Source organism: Heliorestis acidaminivorans, assembly GCF_008933955.1.
In the GTDB taxonomy this organism is placed as follows: Bacteria; Bacillota; Desulfitobacteriia; order Heliobacteriales; family Heliobacteriaceae; genus Heliorestis; species Heliorestis acidaminivorans.
Genome location: NZ_WBXO01000002.1, coordinates 360,780 through 386,684 on the forward strand (window position 1 = coordinate 360,780; position 25,905 = coordinate 386,684).

23 protein-coding genes are annotated in these 25,905 nt (G+C 41.3%); 14 read left to right on the plus strand and 9 right to left on the minus strand.

Annotation, left to right across the window (positions count from 1 at the left end):
* The first annotated feature begins 7 nt into the window (after positions 1-7).
* The gene (locus F9B85_RS04545) at positions 8-328 is read left to right on the plus strand and encodes a thioredoxin family protein (protein WP_151618956.1); all 321 of its coding nucleotides are present in this window, start codon (positions 8-10) and stop codon (positions 326-328) included.
* A gap of 32 nt (positions 329-360) precedes the next feature.
* Here the strand turns inward: F9B85_RS04545 and F9B85_RS04550 are convergent, their stop codons facing one another.
* The 3 genes from F9B85_RS04550 to F9B85_RS04560 form a co-directional block, all read right to left on the minus strand.
* Positions 361-2,904, minus strand: coding sequence for a DEAD/DEAH box helicase (locus F9B85_RS04550; protein WP_151618958.1), 2,544 nt, complete (start codon positions 2,902-2,904; stop codon positions 361-363).
* Between the two features lie 129 nt (positions 2,905-3,033).
* Positions 3,034-3,579 (minus strand): TIGR03943 family putative permease subunit, encoded by a 546-nt coding sequence (locus tag F9B85_RS04555; RefSeq protein WP_151618960.1) that lies wholly within the window; start codon positions 3,577-3,579, stop codon positions 3,034-3,036.
* 110 nt (positions 3,580-3,689) lie between these two features.
* The gene (locus F9B85_RS04560; RefSeq protein WP_151618962.1) at positions 3,690-4,094 is read right to left on the minus strand and encodes an ArsR/SmtB family transcription factor; all 405 of its coding nucleotides are present in this window, start codon (positions 4,092-4,094) and stop codon (positions 3,690-3,692) included.
* 93 nt (positions 4,095-4,187) lie between these two features.
* Here F9B85_RS04560 and F9B85_RS04565 point away from each other — a divergent pair, with 93 nt between their 5' ends.
* The 3 genes from F9B85_RS04565 to F9B85_RS04575 all read left to right on the plus strand — a co-directional run bounded on the left by F9B85_RS04565 (position 4,188) and on the right by F9B85_RS04575 (position 8,352).
* Positions 4,188-4,688: a hypothetical protein gene (locus F9B85_RS04565; protein ID WP_151618964.1), complete on the plus strand. Its 501-nt coding sequence runs from the start codon at positions 4,188-4,190 to the stop codon at positions 4,686-4,688.
* 334 nt (positions 4,689-5,022) lie between these two features.
* Positions 5,023-6,744 (plus strand): acetate--CoA ligase, encoded by a 1,722-nt coding sequence (acsA, locus tag F9B85_RS04570; protein WP_151618966.1) that lies wholly within the window; start codon positions 5,023-5,025, stop codon positions 6,742-6,744.
* Between the two features lie 156 nt (positions 6,745-6,900).
* Positions 6,901-8,352, plus strand: a complete 1,452-nt coding sequence (locus F9B85_RS04575; RefSeq protein ID WP_243138063.1) for an MFS transporter — start codon at positions 6,901-6,903, stop codon at positions 8,350-8,352.
* Here F9B85_RS04575 and F9B85_RS04580 read toward each other — a convergent pair.
* The 4 genes from F9B85_RS04580 to F9B85_RS04595 form a co-directional block, all read right to left on the minus strand.
* The gene (locus F9B85_RS04580; RefSeq protein WP_151618968.1) at positions 8,344-8,802 is read right to left on the minus strand and encodes a DUF441 domain-containing protein; all 459 of its coding nucleotides are present in this window, start codon (positions 8,800-8,802) and stop codon (positions 8,344-8,346) included. The genes F9B85_RS04575 and F9B85_RS04580 overlap by 9 nt on opposite strands.
* Positions 8,803-8,818: 16 nt before the next feature.
* Positions 8,819-9,604, minus strand: coding sequence for a 2-phosphosulfolactate phosphatase (locus F9B85_RS04585; RefSeq protein WP_170270165.1), 786 nt, complete (start codon positions 9,602-9,604; stop codon positions 8,819-8,821).
* 43 nt (positions 9,605-9,647) lie between these two features.
* A complete protein-coding gene (comA, locus tag F9B85_RS04590) occupies positions 9,648-10,487 on the minus strand; it encodes a phosphosulfolactate synthase (protein WP_151618972.1) in 840 nt (279 codons plus the stop codon).
* Between the two features lie 159 nt (positions 10,488-10,646).
* Positions 10,647-11,282 carry a CBS and ACT domain-containing protein gene (locus tag F9B85_RS04595; RefSeq protein ID WP_151618974.1) on the minus strand — a complete coding sequence of 212 codons (636 nt, stop codon included), beginning with the start codon at positions 11,280-11,282 and terminating at the stop codon, positions 10,647-10,649.
* Between the two features lie 462 nt (positions 11,283-11,744).
* Here F9B85_RS04595 and F9B85_RS04600 point away from each other — a divergent pair, with 462 nt between their 5' ends.
* The 4 genes from F9B85_RS04600 to F9B85_RS04615 all read left to right on the plus strand — a co-directional run bounded on the left by F9B85_RS04600 (position 11,745) and on the right by F9B85_RS04615 (position 18,316).
* Positions 11,745-15,437 (plus strand): ATP-binding protein, encoded by a 3,693-nt coding sequence (locus F9B85_RS04600; RefSeq protein ID WP_151618976.1) that lies wholly within the window; start codon positions 11,745-11,747, stop codon positions 15,435-15,437.
* A gap of 67 nt (positions 15,438-15,504) precedes the next feature.
* Positions 15,505-16,509, plus strand: coding sequence for a response regulator (locus F9B85_RS04605; protein WP_151618978.1), 1,005 nt, complete (start codon positions 15,505-15,507; stop codon positions 16,507-16,509).
* 153 nt (positions 16,510-16,662) lie between these two features.
* Positions 16,663-16,935, plus strand: a complete 273-nt coding sequence (locus F9B85_RS04610; RefSeq protein ID WP_170270166.1) for an undecaprenyl-diphosphate phosphatase — start codon at positions 16,663-16,665, stop codon at positions 16,933-16,935.
* A 55-nt stretch (positions 16,936-16,990) separates the two neighbouring features.
* On the plus strand, positions 16,991-18,316 hold the full coding sequence (locus F9B85_RS04615) for a hemolysin family protein (protein ID WP_151618982.1): 1,326 nt from the start codon (positions 16,991-16,993) through the stop codon (positions 18,314-18,316).
* A 197-nt stretch (positions 18,317-18,513) separates the two neighbouring features.
* On the opposite strand, the gene F9B85_RS04620 is transcribed toward F9B85_RS04615, so the two are convergent.
* Together F9B85_RS04620 and F9B85_RS04625 are read right to left on the minus strand one after the other, a co-directional pair.
* On the minus strand, positions 18,514-19,053 hold the full coding sequence (locus F9B85_RS04620) for a hypothetical protein (RefSeq protein ID WP_151618984.1): 540 nt from the start codon (positions 19,051-19,053) through the stop codon (positions 18,514-18,516).
* An 18-nt stretch (positions 19,054-19,071) separates the two neighbouring features.
* The gene (locus F9B85_RS04625; protein ID WP_170270168.1) at positions 19,072-20,028 is read right to left on the minus strand and encodes a ParA family protein; all 957 of its coding nucleotides are present in this window, start codon (positions 20,026-20,028) and stop codon (positions 19,072-19,074) included.
* Positions 20,029-20,204: 176 nt separating this feature from the next.
* Between F9B85_RS04625 and cooS the strand changes: the two genes are divergently transcribed.
* The 6 genes from cooS to F9B85_RS04655 all read left to right on the plus strand — a co-directional run bounded on the left by cooS (position 20,205) and on the right by F9B85_RS04655 (position 25,850).
* Positions 20,205-22,070: an anaerobic carbon-monoxide dehydrogenase catalytic subunit gene (gene cooS / locus F9B85_RS04630; RefSeq protein ID WP_170270170.1), complete on the plus strand. Its 1,866-nt coding sequence runs from the start codon at positions 20,205-20,207 to the stop codon at positions 22,068-22,070.
* Positions 22,071-22,106: 36 nt separating this feature from the next.
* Positions 22,107-22,601 carry a 4Fe-4S dicluster domain-containing protein gene (locus tag F9B85_RS04635; protein WP_151618990.1) on the plus strand — a complete coding sequence of 165 codons (495 nt, stop codon included), beginning with the start codon at positions 22,107-22,109 and terminating at the stop codon, positions 22,599-22,601.
* Positions 22,602-22,623: 22 nt separating this feature from the next.
* Positions 22,624-23,889, plus strand: coding sequence for an NAD(P)/FAD-dependent oxidoreductase (locus F9B85_RS04640; RefSeq protein WP_151618992.1), 1,266 nt, complete (start codon positions 22,624-22,626; stop codon positions 23,887-23,889).
* A 418-nt stretch (positions 23,890-24,307) separates the two neighbouring features.
* Entirely contained in the window at positions 24,308-24,697 is a 390-nt protein-coding gene (locus F9B85_RS04645; RefSeq protein ID WP_243138064.1) for an ArsR/SmtB family transcription factor, read from the plus strand.
* Positions 24,694-24,972, plus strand: a complete 279-nt coding sequence (locus F9B85_RS04650; protein ID WP_151618994.1) for a hypothetical protein — start codon at positions 24,694-24,696, stop codon at positions 24,970-24,972. Before F9B85_RS04645 ends, F9B85_RS04650 begins: the two co-directional genes overlap by 4 nt.
* A 35-nt stretch (positions 24,973-25,007) precedes the next feature.
* Positions 25,008-25,850, plus strand: coding sequence for an undecaprenyl-diphosphate phosphatase (locus tag F9B85_RS04655; RefSeq protein WP_207707033.1), 843 nt, complete (start codon positions 25,008-25,010; stop codon positions 25,848-25,850).
* Positions 25,851-25,905 lie beyond the last annotated feature (55 nt).

Consider the following 25,905-nt stretch of genomic DNA (forward strand, 5'->3'; position numbering starts at 1 on the left):
ATCACTTATGGATCTTCTGCGTAGCTCTTCTTTTGACAAAGTGATTGCTAACCACGATGTTTACGTGGTCAAATTCTACACCAACTGGTGTCCTGACTGCATTCGTACAGAAAAGGGCTTTCGAGAGCTGGCTAGTGCTTATGGAGATAAAGCTCGCTTTGGTACTGTCGATGCTGAAGAAGCGGCTTCCCTGGCGCAAAACCATGGTGTTCGAGGGATTCCCACGGTTATTGTTTTTCGCCAGGGAAAAGAGATTAAGCGCCTCTTGAGCAAAGATGCCAAAACAAAAGAACAAATTGATGATTTTCTACAACAGGTGCTGATCTAAGGGCTTTATAAGTTATTACAGTACTTAGTATTTTACAAACCTGCTACTACTTCAGGACGAGCGACAAGTTCTTGCGCTTGTCCTACTTTTTTGCGTAAATTCTCGTCATCAGCTACGGCTCGAGATAGCTGTCTGAGCACATCCATGGTTCTGCGTGCAAAAGCAATGGCATCTCCTTCTGCCATGTTGGCCATAGCAAGAAAAGTGCTCCACTCTGGCGCTTCTACCAGTAGTTTCATCAACCAGCAACCTTCTAAGCGAAAGTGAGGTTGTGGTAATTTAGGTGGTACCATGTCTAGCACACGCTTAAAGATATCGGCGCCTTCTCGCAAGTTCTCACTGACGTTTTTGGCACCATGGATAATGTGCTGTTCAAATCGCCCATCTTCCATAACTACACCGCCCATTAAAGCGGCTAGCTCCACTTCATTGACGCGATATAGAAGTCCTTCAAATAGCCATTCTGTTACTAGCAGTTCTTCTACATGAAGCTTAGCTAAAGCCGCTCCTCGCGGCATCATTTTGCCATCTGCTGTGAGGTACTGGTGTTCTACCAGAAACTGTACCATCTGGTGGTAAGATTGGCTAATTTCTTCTATACGTGTTTGGGCACGTGCTATTTTTTCTTCTGCAATACGCCAAGAGCGGTTATGACTTTTGGTTTCGCTATTTCTTTGCTGGCAAGCAAGACGATCTTGACGATTGCATCGCAGTTTAGGCAGATCTTGAAGTCGGCTTTGCAGTTCTTTCTTGCGCTCTTCTGCTAATTCTATGCGACGGCGAAGTCGATCGCTTTTAGACTCCTGCTGTCCCCATGTTTTTAGTTTAGATAATATTTTGCGCAGTTCTTTTTCTAGAGCTTGTCGGTTAGTAGGGCAAGCGTCTTCGCCTTGTACACTACAGCGAGGTGGTATAGCTTCAGCTGTTAACTTTTCCATTGTTGAGCGAGCTCTTTCTGACTCTCTCGTTTGCTGATAAGCCTTAAAGTTGTGGGTAAGAATTTTGTTTACTTGTTCTTCCGTATGATGGACAGCTAAGTTGACGACAGAGTTAAAAGAAAGGGTGAAGTGAGAGCGGATTGCTTCGGCAGTTTTTTCGGGCCAGTGAGGAAAACGATCTTCGGAAAAATACTGATAGTCTGCTCTTACAATAACTAGACCGCGTTCATCCATACCTCGTCGTCCAGCACGACCAGCCATCTGGTGGTATTCCGTACCGGTCATTACTCGGAAACTCTTGCCGTCAAATTTGGTCGTAGTGTCGATACAGACTGTCTTAACAGGATAGTTAATGCCGACAGCAAAAGTTTCGGTAGCATAAAGTACTCTTACAACGCCTCGTCCAAAAGCTTCTTCGACAGCTTGCTTGACAATTGGTGGCATGCCTGCATGGTGAAAAGCAATGCCTCGAACAAGAAGTTGACGCATTGTTTTCCAGGAGGTGCTTCGAGCTAGACCAGCACCTAGCTTTTCTTCTATTTCAAGTAAGCTTTGTTCTACTTTCTCTTCTTCCTGTGGATGTAAAAAGGTATTACCTAGCCAATCACTAGCGGCTTGCTCACAACCAGCTCGGCTAAATAGAAAATAGATGACTGGAACGAGCTCCATAGAAGCAAGGCAGGAAATGAGATAGCGATGACTAGTCATACCGATTAGACCGTTACGACCGAAGCGTTTTTCTCTATTATTCTGCTCCGCTAAATCCTTAGGCGGTTCTTGCATCTCATTCCAGAAGCCAATCATGTCTGATGCTGATCCTAAGCCGATATCTTTTTGATAATAAAAGTGTTCTAAAGGAACGTGGCGATGGAGATATTTCACAACTGGAACTGGCCGTTGATGGACGTAACCGAGCCAGCTCGCAATTTCGTCAATGTTAGGCACTGTTGCAGATAGGCCTAGTAAGCGCACTTGTGGAGGCAATAAGATTAGACATTCTTCCCAGACAGCACCTCGCTCGGGATCGTTGAGATAGTGAATTTCATCGAAGACTACGTGGGAAAGGGCTGGGGGTACATCTTTTTCGATAAGCATATTGCGAAATATTTCTGTCGTCATCACAATGATCGCCGCTTGTCGGTTGATTTGATGATCACCTGTTAATAGTCCTACTTTTTCTTCACCGTAGGCTCTACAGTAATCACGATATTTCTGGTTGGACAGGGCTTTAATAGGTGCTGTATAGAAAATTTGCCGCCCTTCTTCCATTGCTTTATGCACTAGGTAGTCAGCAATTAAAGTTTTTCCATTGCCCGTATGAGCGGCTACGAGACAGTCATAGCCTTGATCAAGCTGATTTACGGCCTCTACTTGAAAATCATCAAGTTGTAGACCTTTAAAGAAGGGGTTTTGGGGATTGGAAAGGGGTGGCTTCTGTACTTTTTTCAACCGATAAGTACGTTTAAATAGACTAAGGTCCCTAGAAAGTGCTTTTACCGGTCTTGGTGCACCATCATGAACAGGTACTTCTGCTACAGTCTTTTTCCCTTTTCGTACTTTTGCTGAACCATTTTCGGGGCTTGTACTGCGCTGTTTGCGTTTTTTGGGACCGAATATTTTGCTTTTATTTTTTTTCAAAGGTGGGAGCCCCCTTTTTTCTTTCCATCTTAAGTTCTTTCCATCATAAGGAAGGTTTTTCGCTCTTTAAGTGGCTAGTTCCTCTTTTTCACTACTAAGCCTTATTAAATTTTACGAACCTTAAGTTTTTTACTCTGTAGCGTCAAGGCTATCTTCTGCTTCACAGTCCACGTAAACATTAGGATTTAATGGTTCTGCTTGTAAGTTCATTTCTTTTACGAAGATAACTATTAATCCAGCCTTTTCCGGTTTTTGGGAGGTAACTAAAGTTCCTTTTACATGAACCCATGCTCCTGGTGCAATTTTTCCTTGAGCTGTATCCTTTTCTACTACATTTTCTACAGTCATACCCATAAGAACACGATCTGCTAGACAGGAGTTAATTACATAACGTGCTACAAAATAGACAAACTTATCTTTTACTTTTTCTTTGATAAGAAAACCGCTAATTTCTACAGGTTTGCCTAGATAGCTTTCCGGTTCTTTGTTAATCTCTAGAATCAAATCGAGATAATTATTTTCATCAAATAAAATTGTTTCCTTATTTTGATTTACAGGAATAATCTCTGCTGTAGTATCCAAAAGATCTGTAAGAGTAAAAGTAAAAAGAAATCCGAAGAAAATAAAAGCGAGCAGAGATGGAAGGAGCACTTTTTTTCTGATCCACAGGATCATAAATTCGCCCCCTTATTTACTTCTGTTGCTTTTACAAGATACACAAAAGGTCTAGCCCCTAGACCTGGTCGTCTTGGCTAGACCTTCTTTTCTTTATCTTTACCTATTTTCTATCTAAGCTCTAAATCATCTTGAAGAATTTTTAGTATAGGTTGGTCTTCGAGGGCGTAATAGACCATCTTGCCTTCTTTGCGATAGCGCACAAGCTTTAACGTTCGTAGAAGACGGAGTTGATGAGATATGGCCGATTGACTCATCTTTAGCAGATAGGCTAGATCGCAGACACAAAGTTCGCCTTGTGAAAGGCCGTGGAGAATGCGCAAACGAGTAGGATCACCGAGAGCTTTGTAGATTTGAGCTTTTTCTTGATAACTTTTGGCTTGAAGCATGTATTTTTCTCGCTCTAAGACTAATTCATCGTGAACTTGATATTCTTCGCAACAATCAACTTCTCCGTTAGTTGTCTTACAGTTTGCTACCTTTTTTGGGGAGTTATCGGTTTCTTTTAGCAACATTTTTTCCACCTTTTCCTAGAAACTTGGCAGGTTTTTTGGGCCTTAGCAAGAAGTGAAACTAATAGCTAGATCAACGCTTAAGGAGGTTTATTTATGTCCGATCCTTTAACAAGCTTTTTACAAAAGTCTGACCAAGAACTGAGCGATGAAATCAAAAGCTTAAGCAAGAAATTAAACCTTATTGAACAAGAAAAAAACCATCTAGAAGCTCAGGAAACGTCGATGCTCCAGAACCTAATCGAAAAGTTACTACCTATCCTTGATAAAGTCTATGCAGGTGGTATTAAGTTCCCTATTGCTGATACAGGACATTGTTACCCTGAGATTGTCCTTTTCTACGATGAACGCAAAAAAGTCTTCTACACTTTAACCAAAAACGGTGAGATCATGGAGCGCGACTTTATTACTCCATCTGATGTCAACTTGATGCCTACTTGGGTTTTCGTCTCTCATTGTCCTTTAGAAATTGTTACTCAGAACATGGTTAGTGCTATCGAGCAATATCGTTCTTTTGTCATTGATGCAGAACAGAAGCATCAACGCAGGAAAGAATTTCTGTTGAATCATCCACAGTTAAAAATCCCAACTATGTAGCCTCTGAAGGACTTTTCTTCATTTCATCCACAGATTCCAGGACCTTCGTCCACAATTTTTGAGTCTTTTATCCACAATTATAGCGCGAAAAAAGGGGCTTATCCACAGCTTTATCCACAATTCACCCCCTTTTTTCCTTTTCTTCTATTACTGACAAAGCAGTACTGTTCTAACCATTCGGTTCAAAAATAATACAGTTCGCCGCTGAATATTGGCAATTTGTCGAAAAATTATGTACATATTGTATAGTATTTGCTAATCTTTAATGGCCTTAATTTTAATGTCTGAATATTTCTAAAAAACTAAAAAAGCTTATTAATGAGGAGGGCGCTGAATGCAAGGAGAACTGATCCCTGCTTTTCCGGGCAATCACAACATGGCTAATTACGAGGAGGCCCGGGCCAACTTCAAGTGGGAAGACGTAGAAAAAGAGTTTTCCTGGTATACTACAGGTAAAGTAAACATCGCTTATGAGGCCGTTGACCGCAACGTGCTGGAAAAGGGCTTGGGCGATAAAGTAGCACTGTACTACTCAGACCCTGCTCGTAACGAAGCTGTGACTTACCGTCAAATGATGGAAAGGTCTAACCAATTCGCTAACGTACTGAAAAAGTATGGCATCAACAAAGGCGAGCGCGTCTTTATCTTTATGCCTCGCAGTCCTGAGCTCTACGCTTCTTTCTTAGGTATAGTTAAGAAAGGTTGTATCGCAGGACCTCTTTTCGAAGCTTTCATGGAAAATGCAGTTAAAGATCGTCTAGGTGATGCAGAAGCTGTAGCTATTGTAACTACTCCTGCTCTCCGTAACCGTATTCCTAAAGATCAACTACCTCACTTGAAGCATATCTTCATGGTAGGAGTACCTGAAGAAGGTCTCGGCGAAGGCGAAATCGACTGGCATGCTGAGATGGCAGAAGCTTCCACTGAATTTGATATTGAATGGGTCGATCGTGAAGATCCCATGCTTCTTCTCTACACGTCTGGATCAACTGGCAAGCCAAAAGGTGTGCTCCACGTACATAATGGCATGATTCAGCATTATCAGACTGGTAAATGGATTCTTGACTTGAAAGAAGACGATATTTACTGGTGTACTGCTGACCCCGGTTGGGTAACTGGTATTTCCTACGGTGTCTGGGCTCCTTATCTTAATGGCGTATCTTCTGTCGTTCGTGGCGGACGCTTTAAGCCTGCAGATTGGTATCAGACAATTCAAGATAACAAAGTAACTGTATGGTACAGCGCACCAACTGCTTTCCGTATGTTGATGGCTGCTGGTGACGATCTAGTGAAAGAGCATGATCTATCTTCTCTTCGTCATGTTCTCTCCGTTGGTGAGCCACTGAACGCTGAAGTTGTACGTTGGGGTATGAAAGTCTATGAGCGCCGCATTCATGATAACTGGTGGATGACAGAAACAGGCGGTCAGATTATCTCTAACTACCCATCTATGGCTATTAAGCCTGGTTCCATGGGTAAACCATTCCCTGGCATCGACGCTGCTATCATTGATGACAACGGTAATGTGTTGCCTCCTCTTCAAATGGGTAACTTAGCCGTTCGCAAAGGCTGGCCTTCTATGATGAGAAAAATCTGGAAGAACGAGCCTAAGTATAACGAATACTTCAAGATCGAAGGCTGGTATGTATCCGGCGACTCCGCTTACATGGACGAAGACGGTTACTTCTGGTTCCAAGGTCGTATCGACGACGTTATCAACACTTCTGGTGAGCGCGTCGGTCCTTTCGAAGTTGAATCTAAGCTAGTTGAACACCCCGCAGTTGGAGAAGCTGGCGTTATTGGTAAGCCCGATCCTGTTCGTGGCGAAATCATCAAAGCTTTCATCTCCCTCAGAGAAGGTTACACTTGGTCTGAAGAGTTACAAGCTGAAATCGTTGCTTTCGTTAAGACAGGTCTGGCGGCTCACGCGGCACCAAGAGAAATCGAAGTTCGCGACAAACTGCCTAAGACTCGCTCCGGTAAAATTATGCGCCGTGTTCTCAAAGCTTGGGAGCTTGGCCTACCAACTGGTGACCTTTCCACAATGGAAGACTAATATTTACTACGCCCTTGCAGAGGCACCCCGGCTCTGCAGGGCCTTTTTTTTATGTCTTCATAGGTCTATATCATAGGAGGCTTAGCTTTGGGGAAGAATGAGCAAGTACTAAACAGACAGGTGATATCGACCTTCAATTAGACAGGAGGCCCTTGCATGGACCGACCTAACAAATCCTCAGAAGATGTAGTGGAAGCGGGAAAAAAAGAGTGGGCAGGCACTGTCAAAGCACCGGCACCAGCAGAAACTACAGGTGCCGAATATGCAGGAACAGAGTTTGCTAATGAGTGGGCTGGATCTATAAAGCCTACTTTTCCTGCTGGGCCTTTTGGTTCAGGTTCAATTGATAGCCAAAATGTAGGCAATGCTAATTCCAGCCAAGAAAGCACTGTCGCATCAACACCTTCTAATTGGGTTCTTATGGCTTTAGCAGGTGTGCCCCTAATTATGGTGCTAGGAAATTCTATGCTTATTCCTGCCTTTCCTCAAATTCGAGAAGCTATGGGGATCACACCCTTGCAAGTAGGCTTACTGATCACCTTTTTTTCCATACCTGCAGGTCTGGCCATTCCTTTTGTGGGCTTCTGGTCCGATCGCATTGAAAGAAAAAAAATTATTGTACCTGCTTTAATTATCTATGGTATAGGCGGATTAATTTCTGGCTTAGCTCCTGTACTTTTTAATAATTCTTACACAGTTATGTTAGCAGGAAGAATTGTTCAAGGATTAGGAGCCGCTGGAACAGCACCTCTTGCTATGGCTCTTGTAGGAGATCTATATCAAAGTAAGGCGCGCAATAAGGCCTTAGGTGTGTTAGAAGCAACTAACGGAATGGGTAAAGTTATCAGTCCGATTCTCGGCTCACTGCTTGTCTTATTAGTCTGGTGGTCCATCTTCTACGTTTACGCAGCTTTAGCTATTCCTGTAGCCTTAGCAGTAGCTTTTCTGGTCAAAGAGAAGAAAAAAGAAAAAGCGGCACAGGGCAAAAGCCTGTCCGCTTATTTCTCCGGTGTTTTTGAACTTTTTAAGAAGAAAGCCGCAACATTACTTATCGCTTTTTTCGGCGGTATGCTAGCTTTGTTTACTCTCTTTGGTGTCCTTGCTTACCTTTCTGATGCCTTAGAAGCTACTTATGGCTTACAAGGTGTACGAAAAGGATTTGTCTTGGCTCTCCCTGTTCTAGCCTCAGCTTCTACCGCTTTGGGAACAGGCTTTTTACTGCAGAAAAAACCAAATTTCTTAAAATCGGCCATTCTTATAGGACTGGGACTTTTCTCAATTTCTCTAGTACTTTCAGCTCTTTTTCAGACCATTCCTGCCGTACTAGCATTATTAGCAGTTCTCGGGCTTGGTGTTGGTCTTGTCTTACCAGGCTTAAATACTATTGTCACTTCATCAGCACCAGAAGAAGAACGTGGAGCTATGACAGCTTTTTATGGAGGCGTTCGTTTTATTGGTGTTGCTTTGGGACCACCTATTTTTAGCTTGTTAGAGCGAGGTGGCCCTGTAATGCTTTATGGGCCCTGGGCTGTGGTGGGTGCTATTACACTTTTCTTAGCTTGGCGTTACCTGCAACCACCTAAAAGCCAAGCTACTGGTTCAGCCTAAGAGCCAACGGTAAATAGTTAGAGCAAGAGCTGTAAGCCCACCAGCCATGAGAGGACCTACGGGTACTCCTCCGAAAAAGACGATCCCTAAAAGAGATCCTAAAATCATACCAACGATAATCTGAGGTTCGCCGTGTAAAAGCTCAATGCCCTGCTTGTTAAGATTAGTGGCAATAACACCACCAGCTAAAGCGATTAAGCCTGGTACGGAGACAAAGGTCTGATAGACTTCCTTAAATCCTACTTTTCCTGTGGCAAAAGGGGCTAACATGGCCAGTGTTAACATGAATAGTCCCATATTGACGCCGTGACGTTCAGCCCAATGTAACCAACCATGCCAGCCCAAGAGATGCAGGATCAATATAGCCACTGTGGCCATTACTGTGAGTGGAGACCTGGCGAAAATGCCAATGGCAATTACAATAAGCAGTAGTAGAGTTCCCCCATGCAAAGGGTACCTCCTCCTCTCAGGAGGTTTGTCTGCTACTATGCTTATGCAGTACCTTGTCGTTCATGCCAGTAATTACCCTTTGTTCCATAAGTCGGATTCGCGAAAAAGTTAAATGAGGTAAGAGAGGGAAAATATCTTCCCTCAAGCAATAGGCAAGATCTTTCTCAAAACCTTGTTCGATCAAACGCTGACCATGATCAGTTAGTTTCATTAAGTCCATTAATTGATAGCGGTTTAATTGATAAAGTTGTAAAGCGGCAATAGCCAGCTCATCGCCTTCTACTTCCTCTTTTTCAGAAAGATGATAAATTATTTTGCCTGCTGTAATCGTATCTTCCAAGCAAAATTGACCTTGTGTTCCGGCACAGACAAAAACAACTTGGGCTGGATCAAGGTGAGCAAGATAGTCCGCTACGGCTCGGCCGTTAAGTAAGGAAGCTACAATAACTTTTGTTGCTGATGTTGCTTTTTGTAAGGCTACAGTACCATTAGTAGTGACAAGAAAAAGAGTTTTTCCTTGCACTACTTCTTTGGTGTATTCACAAGGCGAATTACCAAAAAGAAATTGAGCAAAGCGATAGCCTTTGTACTCACCACCGAGAATAATATCTTGCTTGGGCCAACTAGATGATAATATCTTGGCCTCATTGAAGGTGCTTACCGGAAAAATTTGATGACATCCTTGGGCTAAGGCTGTCACAATTGTAGATGTTGCTCTCAGTGTATCTATTACGACAACAACTTTATTCTGTAATTCTTTCTTACTTATGTCCTGGTGGGTGCTATAAACAGAAACATACAATAGTATTCCCTCCAGGTTCTAGAAGTTTGGTAAAAGATAGCTCTTAAATGATTTTAGTGCTTGGATGAATTTCTTCTTGCCAGCTTCGCCCCGTTAAGGCTTGCCGTAAGGTATCAGAACGGAGACCTCTTCGCAGGGATTCTAAGGCAATAACTTCAGGAGAAGGTATGTTGCCAAGATTAACGTTAGGTCCAAAATTTTCAATAAGCATTTGTTGTTGATCTTTCAATGGTGCTTCCCAGAGCAGTATATCTAAAGATGGTAAAGACTCTACTAGCATTTCCATATCTTTTTCCCGAATAGCTCCATCTTCGTCATATAGATTTACATCTTTTCCTGATTCACGACCTTCTACAATTACATAATCTGCTCCCTCGTTCGTATCTTCGACGATTTGCTGAATCAAAGCAGGTAAGGCTAAATGTTTTTTTGGATCTTTTTTGCCTACTTCAGTGAGTACTTTGAAGTTTTGGGCTACTGCTTTTTGAATTAAGCTTTTTCTTTCACGCGAAGAAAGGTGTATCGTGCCATCAGAGATTTCTATCCATTGAATTCCGTGGGATCGCAGTGTATACAAAAACTCATCAAAGAGACCTTGCCAGTATGCTAATTCTGTTAAAGTGCCTCCTGTGTATAGTTCTACACCATAGCGTCTAGCCATTGTAACTTTTTGGGCTAACATTTCACTTCGATATAAGGCTGCTGAGCCAAAGCCTAATTTAATAAAATCAATATATTCCCCTGCTGTTTCTAGGAGGTCTTGGAAGGCATTCATGCCCATTCCTTTGTCAAAAACCATGGTAATACCTTGTGTTCTCGGTTTTTCATGACGCGGCCCTATAGGCCAAGCCGATAAAGGAGGCCACCAGAATTTCTTTTCCATTGTTTCACCTTCCTCGTCAATTACAGGAAATCTAGTCATCCATAGATTATGGAAAAAGAAAAATATGGTGTCTGTCAATAGTTCTGAAAAGCATAAAAAAGCCATTTACCTCTGTTATGTAGGTAAATGGCTTTTGGGTTTATTACAAGGACTTTCTTCTCAAGCTTCAATCAATGTTTGTACTTGAAAGCCTTCTTGTAGCAAAATTTCTTGTAGTTCATCTTTGTTTTCTGTAGATCCTTCTAAGCGAAGCACAAGCGATGCTTTACCATTTTTGCCGGCAAAGTTAACTATACTTGAGATATTACCGTATTTTTTTACGATTTCTGTAAGTTTAGCTAGCTCACCTGGCTGATTGTTAATGGTAACGTTAAGTCGTAGACCTTTTTTGGAAATACCCATAACATGCAAAAAAGTATCAAGGATGTCTGTACCGGAGATCATGCCGACTATCTTATTATTGCTGAGCACAGGCATGCCACCAATTTTATTTTTCCGCAATATGAGGGCCGCTTCTTCTAGAAGAGCATCTGCATCAACGGTTATCACATCAGTAGACATGATCTGATACAAGAAGGTGCTAGAGCTTAAAAGATGCATTTCGTAGGTACTCATGGAGCCTGGTGGTGTAGTGCGTAGTATATCGCTTTTGGTGACGATGCCTACAAGCTCGTCTTTTTCCATTACGGGCAAGCGACGAATCTTATGATTATGCATTAGAGCCATGGCGTCAGCTAAAGTGCTGTCTGATTGTATGGTTATCGGTCTTTTGTTCATCCAATTGCGAACGAGCAAAGGTAGGGGCCTCCCTTCTCAACGGTGCTATTGATTATGTTTGCACTTTCTCATGATAGGGACAAAAATAAGCCCACTTATAGGGGTTAAAATGGGTGTTGTGCTTTTCTTACTCTAAATAATAATCTAACGTTCTCTACCCTGTCAACCAAAATAGAGTGCCAGTATTGACCATATTCCTTGGCAAAAGTGACTAAATCTTCAAAGGGTTTTGGTATTTTTTATCGAAGAAATTAAAGGAAGTAAAGATGGCTTTTTAGGGTGATTTACTGCCTTCACACACTTTAACTATTTTTGATAATAAATTCATGGTTCTTCATATATAAAGATATAAATCACATCGTGAATGTTATTGTTAACGCAGAGATAAAGTACTTGAATGTAGATTTTTTTTTGAAAGATAAATAGTTCTTAAATTTTTAGGATTGTAAGAGTTTGAGAGTTTTCGGAGGATGTGAAATTATGAATTTAAGAACTAATAAAAACTATATTTTGATCGTACTATCCTTTTTTTTCATTGCTACTATATTTATTTCTCTGAACTTTTTAACTCAAGATATTGAAGCTTCTGTAAATCAACAAGCCGGTAACCTTGATTTATCTACTTGGAATAAAGATGATTTGATTCAACTAGAGGGCGAATGGATGTACTACCCCGAAATGCTCAAAGAGGATATTAAGACAGACCCTTTGGCGCTAGGCACCTATGTTAAAGTACCACATAAATGGACAGCTTCTGACAAGTATGATGGAAGAGCTTATGGTTACGGTACATATAATCTGAGTCTATCAGGTCTTGGGTCAGGAAAAATCTATGGAATTACTTTTCCTGATGGAGGTATGGCTTATCGGGTTATCATTAATGGTAATGAAATTATAGAAAATGGTGTGGTGGCAAAAGACAAGGCCAATTATATTCCTTACAGGAATGCTCAAAAGAGTGCCTTTGTAGCGAATGAATTTGGTGAAGCTGATATATTTATAGAAATTGCCAACTACGATCATGTAAGAGGTGGTTTTTGGGTAAGTCCTATCATAGGCTCTGTTGATGCTTTAGATGCTTGGGTAAATAAAAATTATATAGAACAGGTATTTATTTTTACAAGCATAGTTATTATGGGCCTTTTTTTTCTTATCTTGTTCAGCTTTTCAAGAGATGATAAAAAGGTCTTATATTTTGCTCTATTATGCATCTTAATTGCTCTGCGTGTACTATTTACAACGAGAGGGTTAAGCGCATCGATCATATCTTCTATACCCTGGCACTTGATGGCTAAATTAGATTACATAGTTCTTTTTCTTCTATTACCAATAGCGGGAAAACTCCTTTATAGCTTTCAATTTGTGAAGAGAGTAAAAGCTGTGGAGATATTTTATAGAGTTTTTGCCTTGCTATCAATTGCAGTAACCCTCTTACTGCCTTTTCATGTCTTTTACCAGTTGGCCATCTATTACAGGTATCTTCTTTTTATGTTCTTTATATATTTTATTTATCAATTGGCCATGGGAGTCTACAAAAAGGTTAATGGTGTCATCTATGTAGTACTTGGATTATTATCGCTTATGATAGCAGGTCTTTTGGAAATATTTGTGACTACAAATCCAATTTACACTTTTTATGGAACTCTCACTATGATATTTTTTATGTCTATATTTGTAGTATCTGATTATGCAACGACAAAAAGAAAGAACAGCTACTATGTACAGATTGAGGAAAAAAACAAACAACAAGAACAGATTGCCCAAATTGCTGGTGATTTTGTTACAGCGAGTATGACTAATATTGATGAAAAAATAAACAGAACCTTAGAACAAATTAGCCGCTTTTTTAAAATTGATAGAAGCGACGTTTTTCTTTTTTCCCAAGATTATCGAACTGTTACTATCAGCCACGAATGGTGCAAAGAAAACATTGAACCAAAGCAAAACCATTTTATTGATTTTCCCGTGGACAGTACACCATGGTACAAACAACAAATCCTAGAAAAAAAATCAATTGTCCACATACCTGACCTATCTAAAATGCCCCCTGAAGCATCTAGAGAACAACAGATCATGGAGTCTGTAGCCATAAAATCTGCTCTCTCTGTCCCCATCTACACAGAGAGTCGTGTCTACGGCTTTATAAGTTTTAATTCCGTAACTGAACAGATATGCTGGACGGAGAGCCAGATCCATGGCCTCACTGTGGTGGCCCAGATCCTAGCAAACGCCTTTGCGAGCATTGAAACAGAAAAAGAACTCTTTACCCTCAACGTGGAAAACCTCTTAGCTAAGGAAGCGGCAGAAGTGGCTAATCGGGCCAAATCTGAGTTTCTTGCCAACATGAGCCATGAGATTCGCACGCCCATGAACGCCATCATCGGCTTTAATGAGCTACTAGAAAGAACAGAACTGACGGAAGAGCAACATGACTATGTTCAAAAAAATGGTATTGCGGCCAAAAACCTGCTGAGAATTATCAACGAAATACTAGATTTTTCTAAGATAGAAGCAGGGAAAATGACCCTTGAAAAAATAGAATTCAACCTTGATGAGGTACTTGACAGCACTTCCGGTATTGTTAGAAAAAAAGCTTTTGACAAAGGTCTAGAGCTGGTTCTGACCAAAGCAAAAGAAGTGCCCGAGAATCTGCAAGGAGATCCACTGCGATTAGGGCAAGTTCTAATTAACCTCACTGACAATGCCATCAAATTCACCGAAAAGGGAACTGTGTTGGTGTCCGTAGACGTTGACCATGAACTTACCCGGGACCATGAACAGGAGCAAGAAAAAGTATTACTGCATTTTGTTGTGAAGGACACAGGAATCGGTATGAGGGCGGAAAAACAAGAAGAATTGTTCAAACCTTTCAACCAACTTGATACATCTACTACAAGAAATTACGGCGGAACTGGTTTGGGCCTTACCATCTCGCGCGCCATTGTAGAAATGATGGGTGGGGAAATATGGGTAGAAAGTGAGTACGGTAAAGGAAGTTCTTTTCACTTAAGAATACCTTTTGCTAAGGGAAGTGAAAAGGTAAAGAGCTCTAGGGAGCTCAAAAACAAGTCCGACTTGAACTCTTTGTTGAAGCATATCAGGGGTGCTAGCATATTGCTGGTAGAAGACAATCCACTAAACAGACTCATTGCCCAGAAAATTCTTTTTAATGAAGGTTTCCTCGTTGACATGGCAGAAAACGGAGAAATAGCCTACGAAAAGATAAAAAATAATTCTTACGATCTAGTACTGATGGATCTACAAATGCCCCTGTTGGACGGTATCGAGACCACTAAATTACTTCGTGCAGATTCTAGTATTGATCCTAATCTTCCTATTATTGCTTTGACCGCCGATGTGCTCCCAGAAACGCGCCAGATGGTCATGGATGTGGGCATGAATGATTTTATTCCCAAGCCTTTTGACAAAAAGGAGCTATTTGAAACCTTGAAGAAATGGATCAAGGAAGGTCAGCGGGAGATTCCATTAGCAGTTAAGGAAGATGAGCAAGTAAGAGCCTCTGCAGGAGCAGATGCATCAACAGTTACTTTGCTCTTCGAGGAGAAGGTACATCAAATGCTTCCCTCCATCAATACGAAGGAGGCTCTAGACCGTCTATCTGGCAACCATCAACAGTACCTTGAAATCATGGAACAATATAAGCACAAAAGTCGAAGGAGCGTTGCAAGTATAAAAGAAATGCTAGAGAAAAAAGAAATAGCTAAAGCGGCGCGGGAGCTTCACACCTTCAAAGGCATGTCTGCTAACATTGGTGCTGACAGGATTGAGGAAATTGCTGTTGCCTTGGAGCATAAACTGAAGGATGAAAAGGAAACGGGAACAGGAGCAAGGGACTTACTAATAGAACTGACCAAAGAAGTTGAAACCACGGCCAGAGAAATTACTGCCCTGGCACAAGCACAAAGAAGAGTCAAGCCAAAAGAGCACAAGAAAATTCTTTCCCCTGAAGTACTAGCGGCAAAGCTTACTACCCTAAAAGAGCTACTGGAGGGTTACGACACTCGCTCTTTAGAACTTCTAGCTGAAGTCAAAGAAACTCTTCTAACAAAGGGCTATCAGAAGCCGGTGCTAATGATGGAAAAGCATGTTCGTGAATACAACTATGAAGAAGCCTTGGAAACATTGAGAACAAAGTTGGACGAAGAGTCTTAATCTAGTTGGACGAAAAGTCTTAATCTAGAAAAGATAATAATCAATGTGGAGAGAGAAGGTGGTGCTGATGTACTGTGTGCTGGTGGTGGACGATGTTGCAGAAAACATCGATATATTAACAGGCATATTGAAGGATGAGTACATAGTAAAAGCCGCTGTTAATGGAAAAATGGCACTTAAAGTGGCCGAAAAAACTCTCCCCGATCTGATATTGCTGGACATTATGATGCCCGAGATGGATGGGTATGAGGTGTGCCATTTGCTGAAAAAAAACCCTTTTACCAGTCACATCCCCGTTATATTCGTCACTACCCGAGACCAAGAAAATGATGAACTAAAAGGCTTTGAATCAGGTGCCGTTGATTACATTAATAAGCCTGTTAACCCCTTGATCGTAAAAGCAAGAATTAAGACCCATATCGCACTGTCAGATCAAAAAAAGGCATTAGAGATGGACGTAGCGGCAAAAACCAAAGAAATTAACGACACAAGGTTGCAAATTATTAAGAAATTAGGTCATGCCGCAGAATATAAAGATAACGATACGGGTTTGCACATTGAGCGCATGAGCCGCTATAGCCACCTCATTGCCCAGAAGTTTGGTTTCGCTCCCCACCAATCGGAATTGATCCTCCACGCTTCTCCCATGCACGACATTGGAAAGATTGGCATACCCGATGCAGTTTTGCAAAAACCGGGCAAGTTTGACCCCAGGGAATGGGAGATTATGGCTACCCATGCCCTGATAGGTGGAGATATAATTGGGGAATCAGATGTGGAGTTGCTTAACATAGCCAAAATAATCGCCGAACAACACCATGAAAAATGGAATGGCCAAGGATATCCCAAAAAACTGTCTGGCCAAGAAATCAACATCTTTGCCAGGATAGTTGCTATAGCAGACGTTTTCGATGCCCTTACCAGTAAAAGGCCCTACAAGAAAGCCTGGTCCGTTGAACAAGCCTTCGAGCTAATTAGGTCTGAAAAAGAAAAGCACTTTGATCCCGACGTAGTCGATGCCTTTGAACAAGGACTACCAGAGCTGATTAAAATCAAGAACCATTTTCAGTAACCAAGTAACCAGGGGGACGTTTCGTTTGCCACTACTAACACAAAGGGACGGTTTGACGACGCCTGTCTCCATGCAAAGAAAGATGAGCGAAGATCAGCAAAAGATAGTTAAGGATCTCTCCGAAATGAAAACATCGATGCCATTGTCATTGGTTTGGCTCAATCGGTTGCTTTGATTCCTGGAATCAGTCGTTCAGGTGCTATCGGTGCAGTGATTCTTCAAATTGATACATTAGGCAATATTCTTACTGAAAGTTCGTCAATGCTTCTCCCCTACATCATCGCTTTACTATCTTCTTTTATTGCTTCTTACCTAGCTCTAAAATGGTTTATCAGTGTTATGAAAAAAGGTAAGCTCCTTTACTTTTCCATGTATTGTTTTGTCGTTGGCCCTCTCGTCATTCTCTTCAAATACATATTCCCGTAGTTCCTGAGAAACAATATTGTTTATTGTACAATGATTGACCTCGGGAGTTGGAAAAATGCCTGAGCTAGGTGTGGGCTTTAAGCTTTTTCTTGTGTTTTTACTAATTGCCGCGACAGCTTTTTTTGTAGCGGCTGAGTTTGCTGTCGTGAAAGTCAGAGATTCTCGGATTCAACAATTAATTAATGAGGGCAACAAAAAAGCACTAAATGCAAGAAAAGTCACCAGTAATCTCGATGAATACTTATCGGCTTGCCAACTCGGTATCACTTTAACAGCACTAGGACTCGGCTGGTTAGGTAAACCTGCTGTCGCTGTTTTATTTTATCCTCTTCTAGAACGGCTACAACTAACGCAAAGTACGATTTCTGCTATCTCTTTTGTTATTGGCTTTTCAATTATCTCATTTCTTCATGTTGTTGTAGGAGAGTTAGCTCCAAAAACATTGGCCATTCAACGAGCAGAGAAAGTCACCTTATGGCTATCGGGTCCGTTGATCCTATTTTATAAAGCATTGTATCCATTTATCTGGCTGTTAAATGGCTCGGCAAGAATTTTAGTTCGTGCCCTGGGACTTCGCAATATATCGGAGCATAGTGAAAGTCACTCGGAAGAAGAGATCCGTATGATTATGTTGCAAAGCCATCAAAGTGGTGAGATTAACCAGACAGAACTGGACTTTACTAACAATGTTTTTTTGATGACGGAGAAAGTAGTTACGGAAATCATGATTCCTCGACCCGATATGGTCTGCCTATACACAAATCTTTCATTTGAAGAAAATCTGAAAATCGTTCAATCAGAAAAGTATGGGCGCTATCCAGTATGCGAGGGCGATAAAGATCATGTTGTCGGTTATATTCACACGAAAGACTTACTAGATCTTTACGTAGATAAAAGCAGAAACCCTTCTCTACTGGAGTTCATTAGGAAACCTCTTTTGGTCTATGAGTTTACGCCCCTTATAGATATCATGAAAAAAATGCAGAAAGAACGAACTCAGATTGCTATCGTCTTAGATGAATACGCCGGCACTGCAGGCCTTGTTACGATTGAAGATATTCTTGAGGAAATTGTTGGCGAAATACAAGATGAATATGATCAGGATTATTCACCCATTATAAAGCTTCAACCGGGGCATTATTCAGTAGATGGACAAGTTTCTCTTGCAGATATAGCGCAGGATTTGGGTATATATTTGGAATCGGAAGACGTCTACACCATCGGTGGATGGTTTATGGCTCATATGCAAGGCCCATTAACGGAAGGCACATCATTTGACTATAAGAATATTAGATTTACAGTTACAGAGACGAAGTCAAATAGAGTTATGAAAATTGAAATAAAAGAAAATATCGAGAACGTTAATAGTGATATGGCTTAAGCCGTTGGAACATCATCCCTTGACCATGTTCCAACGGCTTTTTTTCTGCTTCTTAGGATCAAAGAGCTTGATAAAGCTTTGAGGCTTGCCAAAGGGTGTGTCTTTAAAGTTGCTTTCATAGTCTTCTTTGGTGCCTACCTTATGAAACAAGCACACTTTTACTCATGCTCTCAAATCAATAGTTTTGTGGTTCTCAATTAGAGCATACTCATTGCTCTTTTTTGATTCTCGATTAAATTTTTTATCTGATTCAGCAATTGTTTTTTATTTTTTATTTTTATTTCGCTACCAGTTATTGTGAAATACATATTTTGAAGTTCATTGATTGTTACACTTTTATAGATTCGCTCTTTTATCGTTTCATCTTCTGTCGTGTAGTATTTTTTTAATGTCTCAAAGTAGTACTTTTCTACTTCGGCCGCATTTTCAAAAGTTTTTTTCTTATTACTTTTCGTTTTACTGGTTCTTTTTCTTTGATCAGCTTTTTCTAAGAACTTTAATAAATTATTCACTTCATCACGAGAAAGATTTAGATTCGCTAGTATGCTAAATATATTCATATATAAAGCAGTATTGTGTAATATCCATTTGGTTTCTTTGTTTTTTGCGTTGTGGTTTGTGTAATCTTTGATAAAAATGTGGATAAAGTCAATTTCTTTCTCTAAGGATTCTACTAATCGTTTTAAATCTCCGATTTGGGTAATTAAAGCAATTAGTTTTTCCCTTTCATCCATCATTTTATTTCATTCTTCTCCTCAACTTGTAATTGTAATGATCTGATCGGTGATTTCCTCGTATTCTGGGTGATTTCCGACTGTGATTTCAGTATTTTGAACAATGTCAACTAGGTGTCTTGTATAGTTCTGAAATATGTGTTTCGTTTCTATGGTGCTGTTTTGTTTGTTATATCTAAATTTTCCATACTTTGCATCTGATAGGAGTGATGGTATGTTAAGTTTGTCAATCGCTAAATCTAGATCTTTTATTAAGTTAATGTTTCCTGTTCCTCTTCTATCTTTGTATATGGTTTCAAATACACCTATAAATAAAGGCTTTTCACCAAATAAGGAGGTGAGCATTAAGCCGCCAATCTCGTCATTCATAGCGTACTTTACATAGACATTTTCTATTTCTGTTATATAATCAGGAACTCCGTGTCCACTGATGTTGTCTCCTATCGTGGGAATAATGTAGTAATCGGAAGCCATAAAGACACTATGAATCAATGTGTTACTTGTTGGTGGACAGTCAAATAATATGTAATCATACTGTTCTAGCTCTAAATCCCGGATCAATAAGGGAATGATACATATTGAAAATACATTTTTGCTCATTTTTGATGCTAAATCATTCAATCTTGCATTTTTGAATTTGAAGGATGAAGGTATGTAGTCTAGATTATTTTTTAAGTTTCTAATTATATTTTTAATATATTTCTGTTGATTTTGAATGTTCATAGTGTATAAATCAAAGTCATTCACATTGTTATTTATAAATCGACAATAGAGTTCAATCGCATAATTTAAAACACTGTTATATGTATAATTGTGAATCTGATTCTTTGTACAAAGTGAGCTTAAAGAGCATTGAGGATCTAGGTCAAGAAGTAACACTCGCCTTCCTTTGGTAGCCATCCATGTCGCGATCTGAAATACACTTGTTGTCTTTCCTACGCCACCTTTGTAGTTTCCAAAGAAAAGTTTTTTTGCCATTCTCATACCCCCCTGCTTAAACTTTTATTTGATGTTTATTCTACTTATCATGCTTTGTTTCCAAGTTTCTATGTTTTCTTTTTTGCAGCTGCCAAGATCTACATATGCACAAGCCACAAAAACGTGTTAATATAAGTTTGTTGGTTGGATTACTTATATTAATAGGGGGTTTTACTATGACTCGTCGTTCTGCGCACGCTTCTACCAATCAGATGCTTGAACGGACTCGTGATATGGGACTCAAAACCATCTTCGACCGCTATGACGCACAACAACCGCAATGCGGATTTGGCATGCAAGGCGTTTGTTGTCAACTTTGTAGTCACGGTCCCTGTCGAATCACCCCTAAATCTCCAAGAGCAATTTGCGGTGCTACAGCCGATACAATTGTAGCAAGAAATTTTTTGAAGCTCGAAGTCCATGGCGCCGCTGCTTATTCTCATCACCTAGAAGAAGTGGCCAAAACTTTGAAAGCAACAGCGGAAGGCAAGACGCCTTTTACCATTGGCGATGAAGGTAAGCTGAAAGAAGTTTGTAAAGCTGTTGGAATCAAAGGCAACTCTACCAAAGAATTGGCCATCGCCCTTTCTGATGTCATCTTGAACGAGCTCAGAAAAGGCAGCGACGATCCCTTGGCACTGGTGAAAATTTTTGCACCGAAAACACGTCTCGAAGCTTGGGAAAAACTCGGTCTAATTCCCGGTGGTGTTCACTCCGAAATTCGTGATGCTTTAACGAAAACCATGAGCAACATTACGACAGACCCTGTAGATCTTCTGTTGACAACACTACGCCTCGCGATTGCTACAGGTTACATGGGCCTCGTCGGCACTATTACCCTACAAGACATTCTGCTTGGAACACCTCAAATCAGTGAGGCCAATGCAGATTTGGGCGAAATTGATCCTAAGAAAGTCAACATTCTAGCGCATGGTCATGTACCTCTTATGGCGACTGCCGTTTTGCAAGCAGCCCAAACTCCTGAAATGATCAAGTTGGCCAAAGCAGCCGGCGCAGAAGGTATTGATGTACTCGGCTCTATGTGTACAGGCCAAGAATTGCTACAACGCTCTGGTCATTCTGCCAAAGGCATGGGTGCTCAAATGGGCAACTGGTTAGCACAAGAATATATCGTTGCAACGGGTGCCATTGACTTGGTCATGATGGACATGAACTGTTCTATCCCTGGCTTAAAAGAAGTGGCCGACCGTTTCCATACAGAACTCGTCTCTGTTGACTCTATTTTACGGATGGCTGGTGTCGATAAAAACGTTGATTATGCACCAGAAAAAGCGGCCGAACAAGCCAAAGAACTGATCACGATGGCCATTGAAACCTATAAAAAACGGGGCAATGACATTGTCATTCCGAAAAACAAAGCCAAAGGCGTCGTTGGTTTTGGTGTTGAGTCCATCTTAGGTGCCCTCGGTGGTTCTCTCGATCCACTTCTTGACGTCATTAAAAAAGGCCTCATCAAAGGTGCCGTTGCCGTCGTTGGTTGTACCAACAACCGAAATGGCCATGACAGCGCTGGCCTGCAACTCATGGAAGAACTGATTAAGAAAGACATCCTTGTTATCTCTGCAGGATGTATGTCAAGTGCTGCTCAAATCGAAGGCATGCAAGATCCTGTTAGCGCCGCGAAAGCAGGTCCGGGACTACGTGCCGTCTGTGAAAAACTAAGTATTCCACCGGTCCTATCTTTCGGTTCCTGCGTTGACATTGGTCGAATCGGGGTTCTTGTTACAGCTTTAGCCGATGCTTTGAATGTTGACCCAAGTCAACTTCCTGTTGCCGCTTCTGCGCCTGAGTATCTAGAACAAAAAGCAGTCGCTGACGGTGTCTTTGCTGTTGCTTTCGGTTTGCTGACACACCTTGGACCGGTACCTCCTGTAACAGGATCTCCTCTTGTGACACAAATTCTGACTCAAGATGTAGAAGGACTCACAGGCGGTAAAGTTCTCGTTGAGCTCGATATGGTCAAAGCCGCCGATGCGATTGAGGCGCACATCATGACGAAACGTCAAGGATTGGGAATCTAATTTTCCATACTTCTGTTTAGGAAAAGGAGGGTCTTTGTGCGCAAAGAAGTGATGATTGATGCTAGCAAGTGTAACGGTTGTTTAAGCTGTACCGTTGCCTGTTCAGCAGCCCATATTCCGTCCGGTGATCCTTTAGAAGCATTGCTTACAGGAGAACCAAGTCGAATTGCCGTGTACTCCGTTCATGGCAAGGCCGTCCCTATCACATGTCGGCATTGTGATGAGCCCGCTTGCGTGAACGCTTGTATGGCTGGTGCAATGCAAAAAAATGCAGAGTCAGGGCGAGTGAAGAACGAAAACACCGGTCACGATTGTATTGGCTGTTGGATGTGTGTCATGGCTTGTCCCTATGGCGTTATCAACCAGCGAGAAAAAGAAGGCCGTTCCGTTGCCGTCAAATGTGATGGCTGTGTTGGTCGATCCGTTCCTGCTTGTGTAGAAAGCTGTCCCAATGGCGCTTTAACGTACGGCCCTGTAAACGAATATGCCGAAACAAAACAGCGCCAGGCTGCAGCCAGCCAAGTAGCCTAGCCTGGGGAAGGCGGTATATACTATGAAATATGTTATCATTGGATCAAGTGCTGCTGGCAGTTCTGCCGTTGAGACATTGCGAAAATTAGATAAAGAAAGCACAATCACTGTAATTTCAGAAGAAGCAAACCTACGCCCTTACTCTCGGTGCTTGCTTTCCGATTATATTGCAGGAGAGATAGAAGAAGATGGCCTTGCTTTTAAGAGTGCAGACTTTTTTGAAAAGCATAACGTAGAAACGATATTTTCTGTTCGGGCTGTCAGAATCGACGGAGAAGCCAAGGAAGTCCATCTTTCAAACAACGAAAAAGTTCCTTATGACAAACTCTTACTTGCAACGGGTTCTGTCAATTTCGTTCCTCCTATTAAGGGTGTAGATAGCAAAGGCGTTTTTGGCCTTCGTTCTTTAGAAGAGGCTCGCCAAATTCGTAATTATACCCAAAAAGTGCGTCGAGCCTTGGTCTTAGGTGGCGGTTTGGTCGGTTGTGAAACAGCCTATGCTCTTTATCGAACAGGGATAGAAGTGACCGTTGTTGAAATGGCATCTCGACTGCTCCCCGTACAAATGGATGAGCGAGCTTCAGAAATTCTTAAGTCAGATATGGAATGTGAAGGGATCCGTGTCATCACGGGCATTGGTGTTCAAGAAATCATCCCTACTGGATTTTGGGCACGTCTTTTTGGTAAACCCGGCAAAGGCGTACAATTGACCAACGGAGAACGATTAAAAGCTGACATGATCGTTTTGGCCGCAGGAACAAGGCCTGCTGTTGGATTGTTACAAGAGCATAACCCAGGGATTCAGATAAACCATGGCATTCTTGTTAACAAAAAAATGGAGACGACGTACCCTGATATTTACGCCGCAGGCGATGTGGCAGAATCTATCGATACACTGACAGGAAAACGAAGCTTAAGTCCTATCTGGCCCAATGCCATTATCCAAGGAAAAGTGGCCGCCAGTTGCATGGCTGGAAGGCCTGTGGATTTGGCTCAACAGATTGCTATGCAAAATGCTTGTGAGTTTCGCGAAGTACCGACCATCTCAATAGGACAAGTAGAAGCCACAGAAAAAGAAGACCAAGTTCTCGAAACTTATCGCCCTCAAGAACGGATATACCGCAAGATTGTTTTGCGACATGGTAAAGTACGGGGTCTGCTCTTTATGGGAGATATTCGAGGCGCTGGCTTGATTGGCTCGCTTATTCGCACACAACGCGATGTGACTTCTATCAAAGAGCTGTTGTTACATCCAGAAATCTCGTGGGCCCATGTAGCAGATCAATAATTAATCAACGCAAAGCCTGGCAGAGGTACTATAACTGGTTATAGCCTCAATGGCAAATGTTTCGAAGCCACCCGGAACAAGGGGATACAACGTGCTTCTAGAAAATAGGTTCAAAGATTTCATCTCCTGCATTAGGGTGATTTGGCTTCAATTTTCTTCCTAGATCGAATTTCTCGAAAACAAAATAAAGGCTAAAAAACACGAATGGCGATGTCAATAAAACGAAGATCTCTTGACCACCCCTCCCCCCAAGATTAAAGTTTCTTAGAAGTATGTTTATCAATTCAGTAAGTTTGACGCCAGAGTGAATAAGCGCCAGCACTTGAAAAAGGCTTACACATGTAATAAAATTATTACATGTGTAAGCCTTTTTCTTTGCCTCATAGATATTTTTCATTCTGTTAGGAAGAGGTGATAGGTGATAAATGGAAACAAGCTTAATCTAATGTTACCTTCCGGCAATGATCTACTTAAAGTACTGGAAGCAATAGCAAACCCCTATCGCTTAAAAATTATTGCTTTACTACATGGAAGATCTATTCATGTAAGCCAACTGGCCCGTGAGGTTATGATTAGTAGGCCTTTATTATACATGCATTTAAAAAAACTCGAGTCAGCTGGATTGGTAACTAGCATCATGGAATTATCGGATAATGGGAAAGCTATGAGATTTTATGAATTAACATCTTTTTCACTGCAGATAAGCCCAGAGAGCATTGCTGAAGCGGTAAAAACACTGACCCTTAAGAAAACTGTTCCTACCGTATTAGATCCCGATACTAAAAAGGAAAAGGAGGATGACAAATGAGTGAAGGAATTTTTGGAATGGTTTTTGTGCTTGTCCTTTTTTCGCTAATTACCACTGTTATTGTTGTTGCCATAACGCAAGCACTTAAAACTGCGCGAGCTAAAACAGCGAACATGGCTGAACTTGCTAGAGACGAGGCATATCGTAAACTTGCCGAAGAAGTTGTCTCGGTGCAAAGAAAGATGAGCGAAGATCAGCAAAAGATAGTTAAAGATCTCTCCGAAATGAAAGTACGTATCAATGCAATTGAGAAGATGCTTCGTGAGGTAGACTAAAGTCTACGCTTTTATGAAAACCATTATGATTGTGAGTGAGTCCCATATCTAATGAACTGATCTTGTTTTTTCTACTTGGCCTTTTGCAAGGAATAACAGAGCCCCTTCCCATTTCATCAAGCGGCCATTTGATGATTGCTCAAGAACTCTTAGGTATCTCTGTTGGAGAGCCCCAAAAACAACTTGCCTTTGCAACGCTTGTTAATGCAGCTTCTTTGCTATCTGTGCTACTTATTTATCGTAGTGATATCTTTCGGTTGACAATAAATTCTACGACCTACCTTTACAAAAGATCGCCCGATCTAAAAAGTGACTTTGATTATGTAAAACTGCTGATCATTGCGACCATTCCAGCGGGCGTTCTTGGTTTGTTGTTAAAAGATATCTTAGAAGGCCATCTTGAAAATATTATTGTTGTCGGAATCGCTTTGATTGTCACCGGTATCTTTCTGTGGTTGATTCAGAACTTAGTTGGGAAAAAGAATGACAATCAGATCTCCGTTATCGATGCCATTGTTATTGGATTGGCTCAATCGGTTGCTTTAATTCCTGGAATTAGTCGTTCCGGCGCTACCGTTGTGGCCGCTATGCTCAAAGGTTTTACCCGTGAATCAGCCTTGCGCTTTTCTTTCCTTTTGTATATCCCTGTGAGTATTGGTGCAGTACTTCTTCAAATTGATACACTAGGCGATATTCTTTCTGAAAGCTCGTCAATGCTGATCCCCTATATTATTGCTTTTCTATCTTCTTTTATTGCTTCTTACCTGGCCTTGAAATGGTTTATCAATGTTATGAAAAAAGGTAAGCTCCTGTACTTTTCCATATACTGTTTTGTTGTTGGCCCTATCGTCGTTCTCTTCAAGTACATAGTCCCATAGGTCCTGAGAAATAATACAAAGTATTATATAATGCTTGCGACCTCGGGAGTTGACG

Bases quoted from the DNA above. Each gene is read 5' to 3' on its own strand.
- F9B85_RS04545 (WP_151618956.1), top strand. From the start codon at position 8: ATGGATCTTCTGCGTAGCTCTTCTTTTGACAAAGTGATTGCTAACCAC.
- F9B85_RS04555 (WP_151618960.1), bottom strand. From the start codon at position 3,579: ATGATCCTGTGGATCAGAAAAAAAGTGCTCCTTCCATCTCTGCTCGCT.
- F9B85_RS04560 (WP_151618962.1), bottom strand. From the start codon at position 4,094: ATGTTGCTAAAAGAAACCGATAACTCCCCAAAAAAGGTAGCAAACTGT.
- F9B85_RS04565 (WP_151618964.1), top strand. From the start codon at position 4,188: ATGTCCGATCCTTTAACAAGCTTTTTACAAAAGTCTGACCAAGAACTG.
- acsA (WP_151618966.1), top strand. From the start codon at position 5,023: ATGCAAGGAGAACTGATCCCTGCTTTTCCGGGCAATCACAACATGGCT.
- F9B85_RS04575 (WP_243138063.1), top strand. From the start codon at position 6,901: ATGGACCGACCTAACAAATCCTCAGAAGATGTAGTGGAAGCGGGAAAA.
- comA (WP_151618972.1), bottom strand. From the start codon at position 10,487: ATGGAAAAGAAATTCTGGTGGCCTCCTTTATCGGCTTGGCCTATAGGG.
- F9B85_RS04600 (WP_151618976.1), top strand. From the start codon at position 11,745: ATGAATTTAAGAACTAATAAAAACTATATTTTGATCGTACTATCCTTT.
- F9B85_RS04605 (WP_151618978.1), top strand. From the start codon at position 15,505: ATGTACTGTGTGCTGGTGGTGGACGATGTTGCAGAAAACATCGATATA.
- F9B85_RS04615 (WP_151618982.1), top strand. From the start codon at position 16,991: ATGCCTGAGCTAGGTGTGGGCTTTAAGCTTTTTCTTGTGTTTTTACTA.
- F9B85_RS04620 (WP_151618984.1), bottom strand. From the start codon at position 19,053: ATGATGGATGAAAGGGAAAAACTAATTGCTTTAATTACCCAAATCGGA.
- F9B85_RS04625 (WP_170270168.1), bottom strand. From the start codon at position 20,028: ATGGCAAAAAAACTTTTCTTTGGAAACTACAAAGGTGGCGTAGGAAAG.
- cooS (WP_170270170.1), top strand. From the start codon at position 20,205: ATGACTCGTCGTTCTGCGCACGCTTCTACCAATCAGATGCTTGAACGG.
- F9B85_RS04640 (WP_151618992.1), top strand. From the start codon at position 22,624: ATGAAATATGTTATCATTGGATCAAGTGCTGCTGGCAGTTCTGCCGTT.
- F9B85_RS04650 (WP_151618994.1), top strand. From the start codon at position 24,694: ATGAGTGAAGGAATTTTTGGAATGGTTTTTGTGCTTGTCCTTTTTTCG.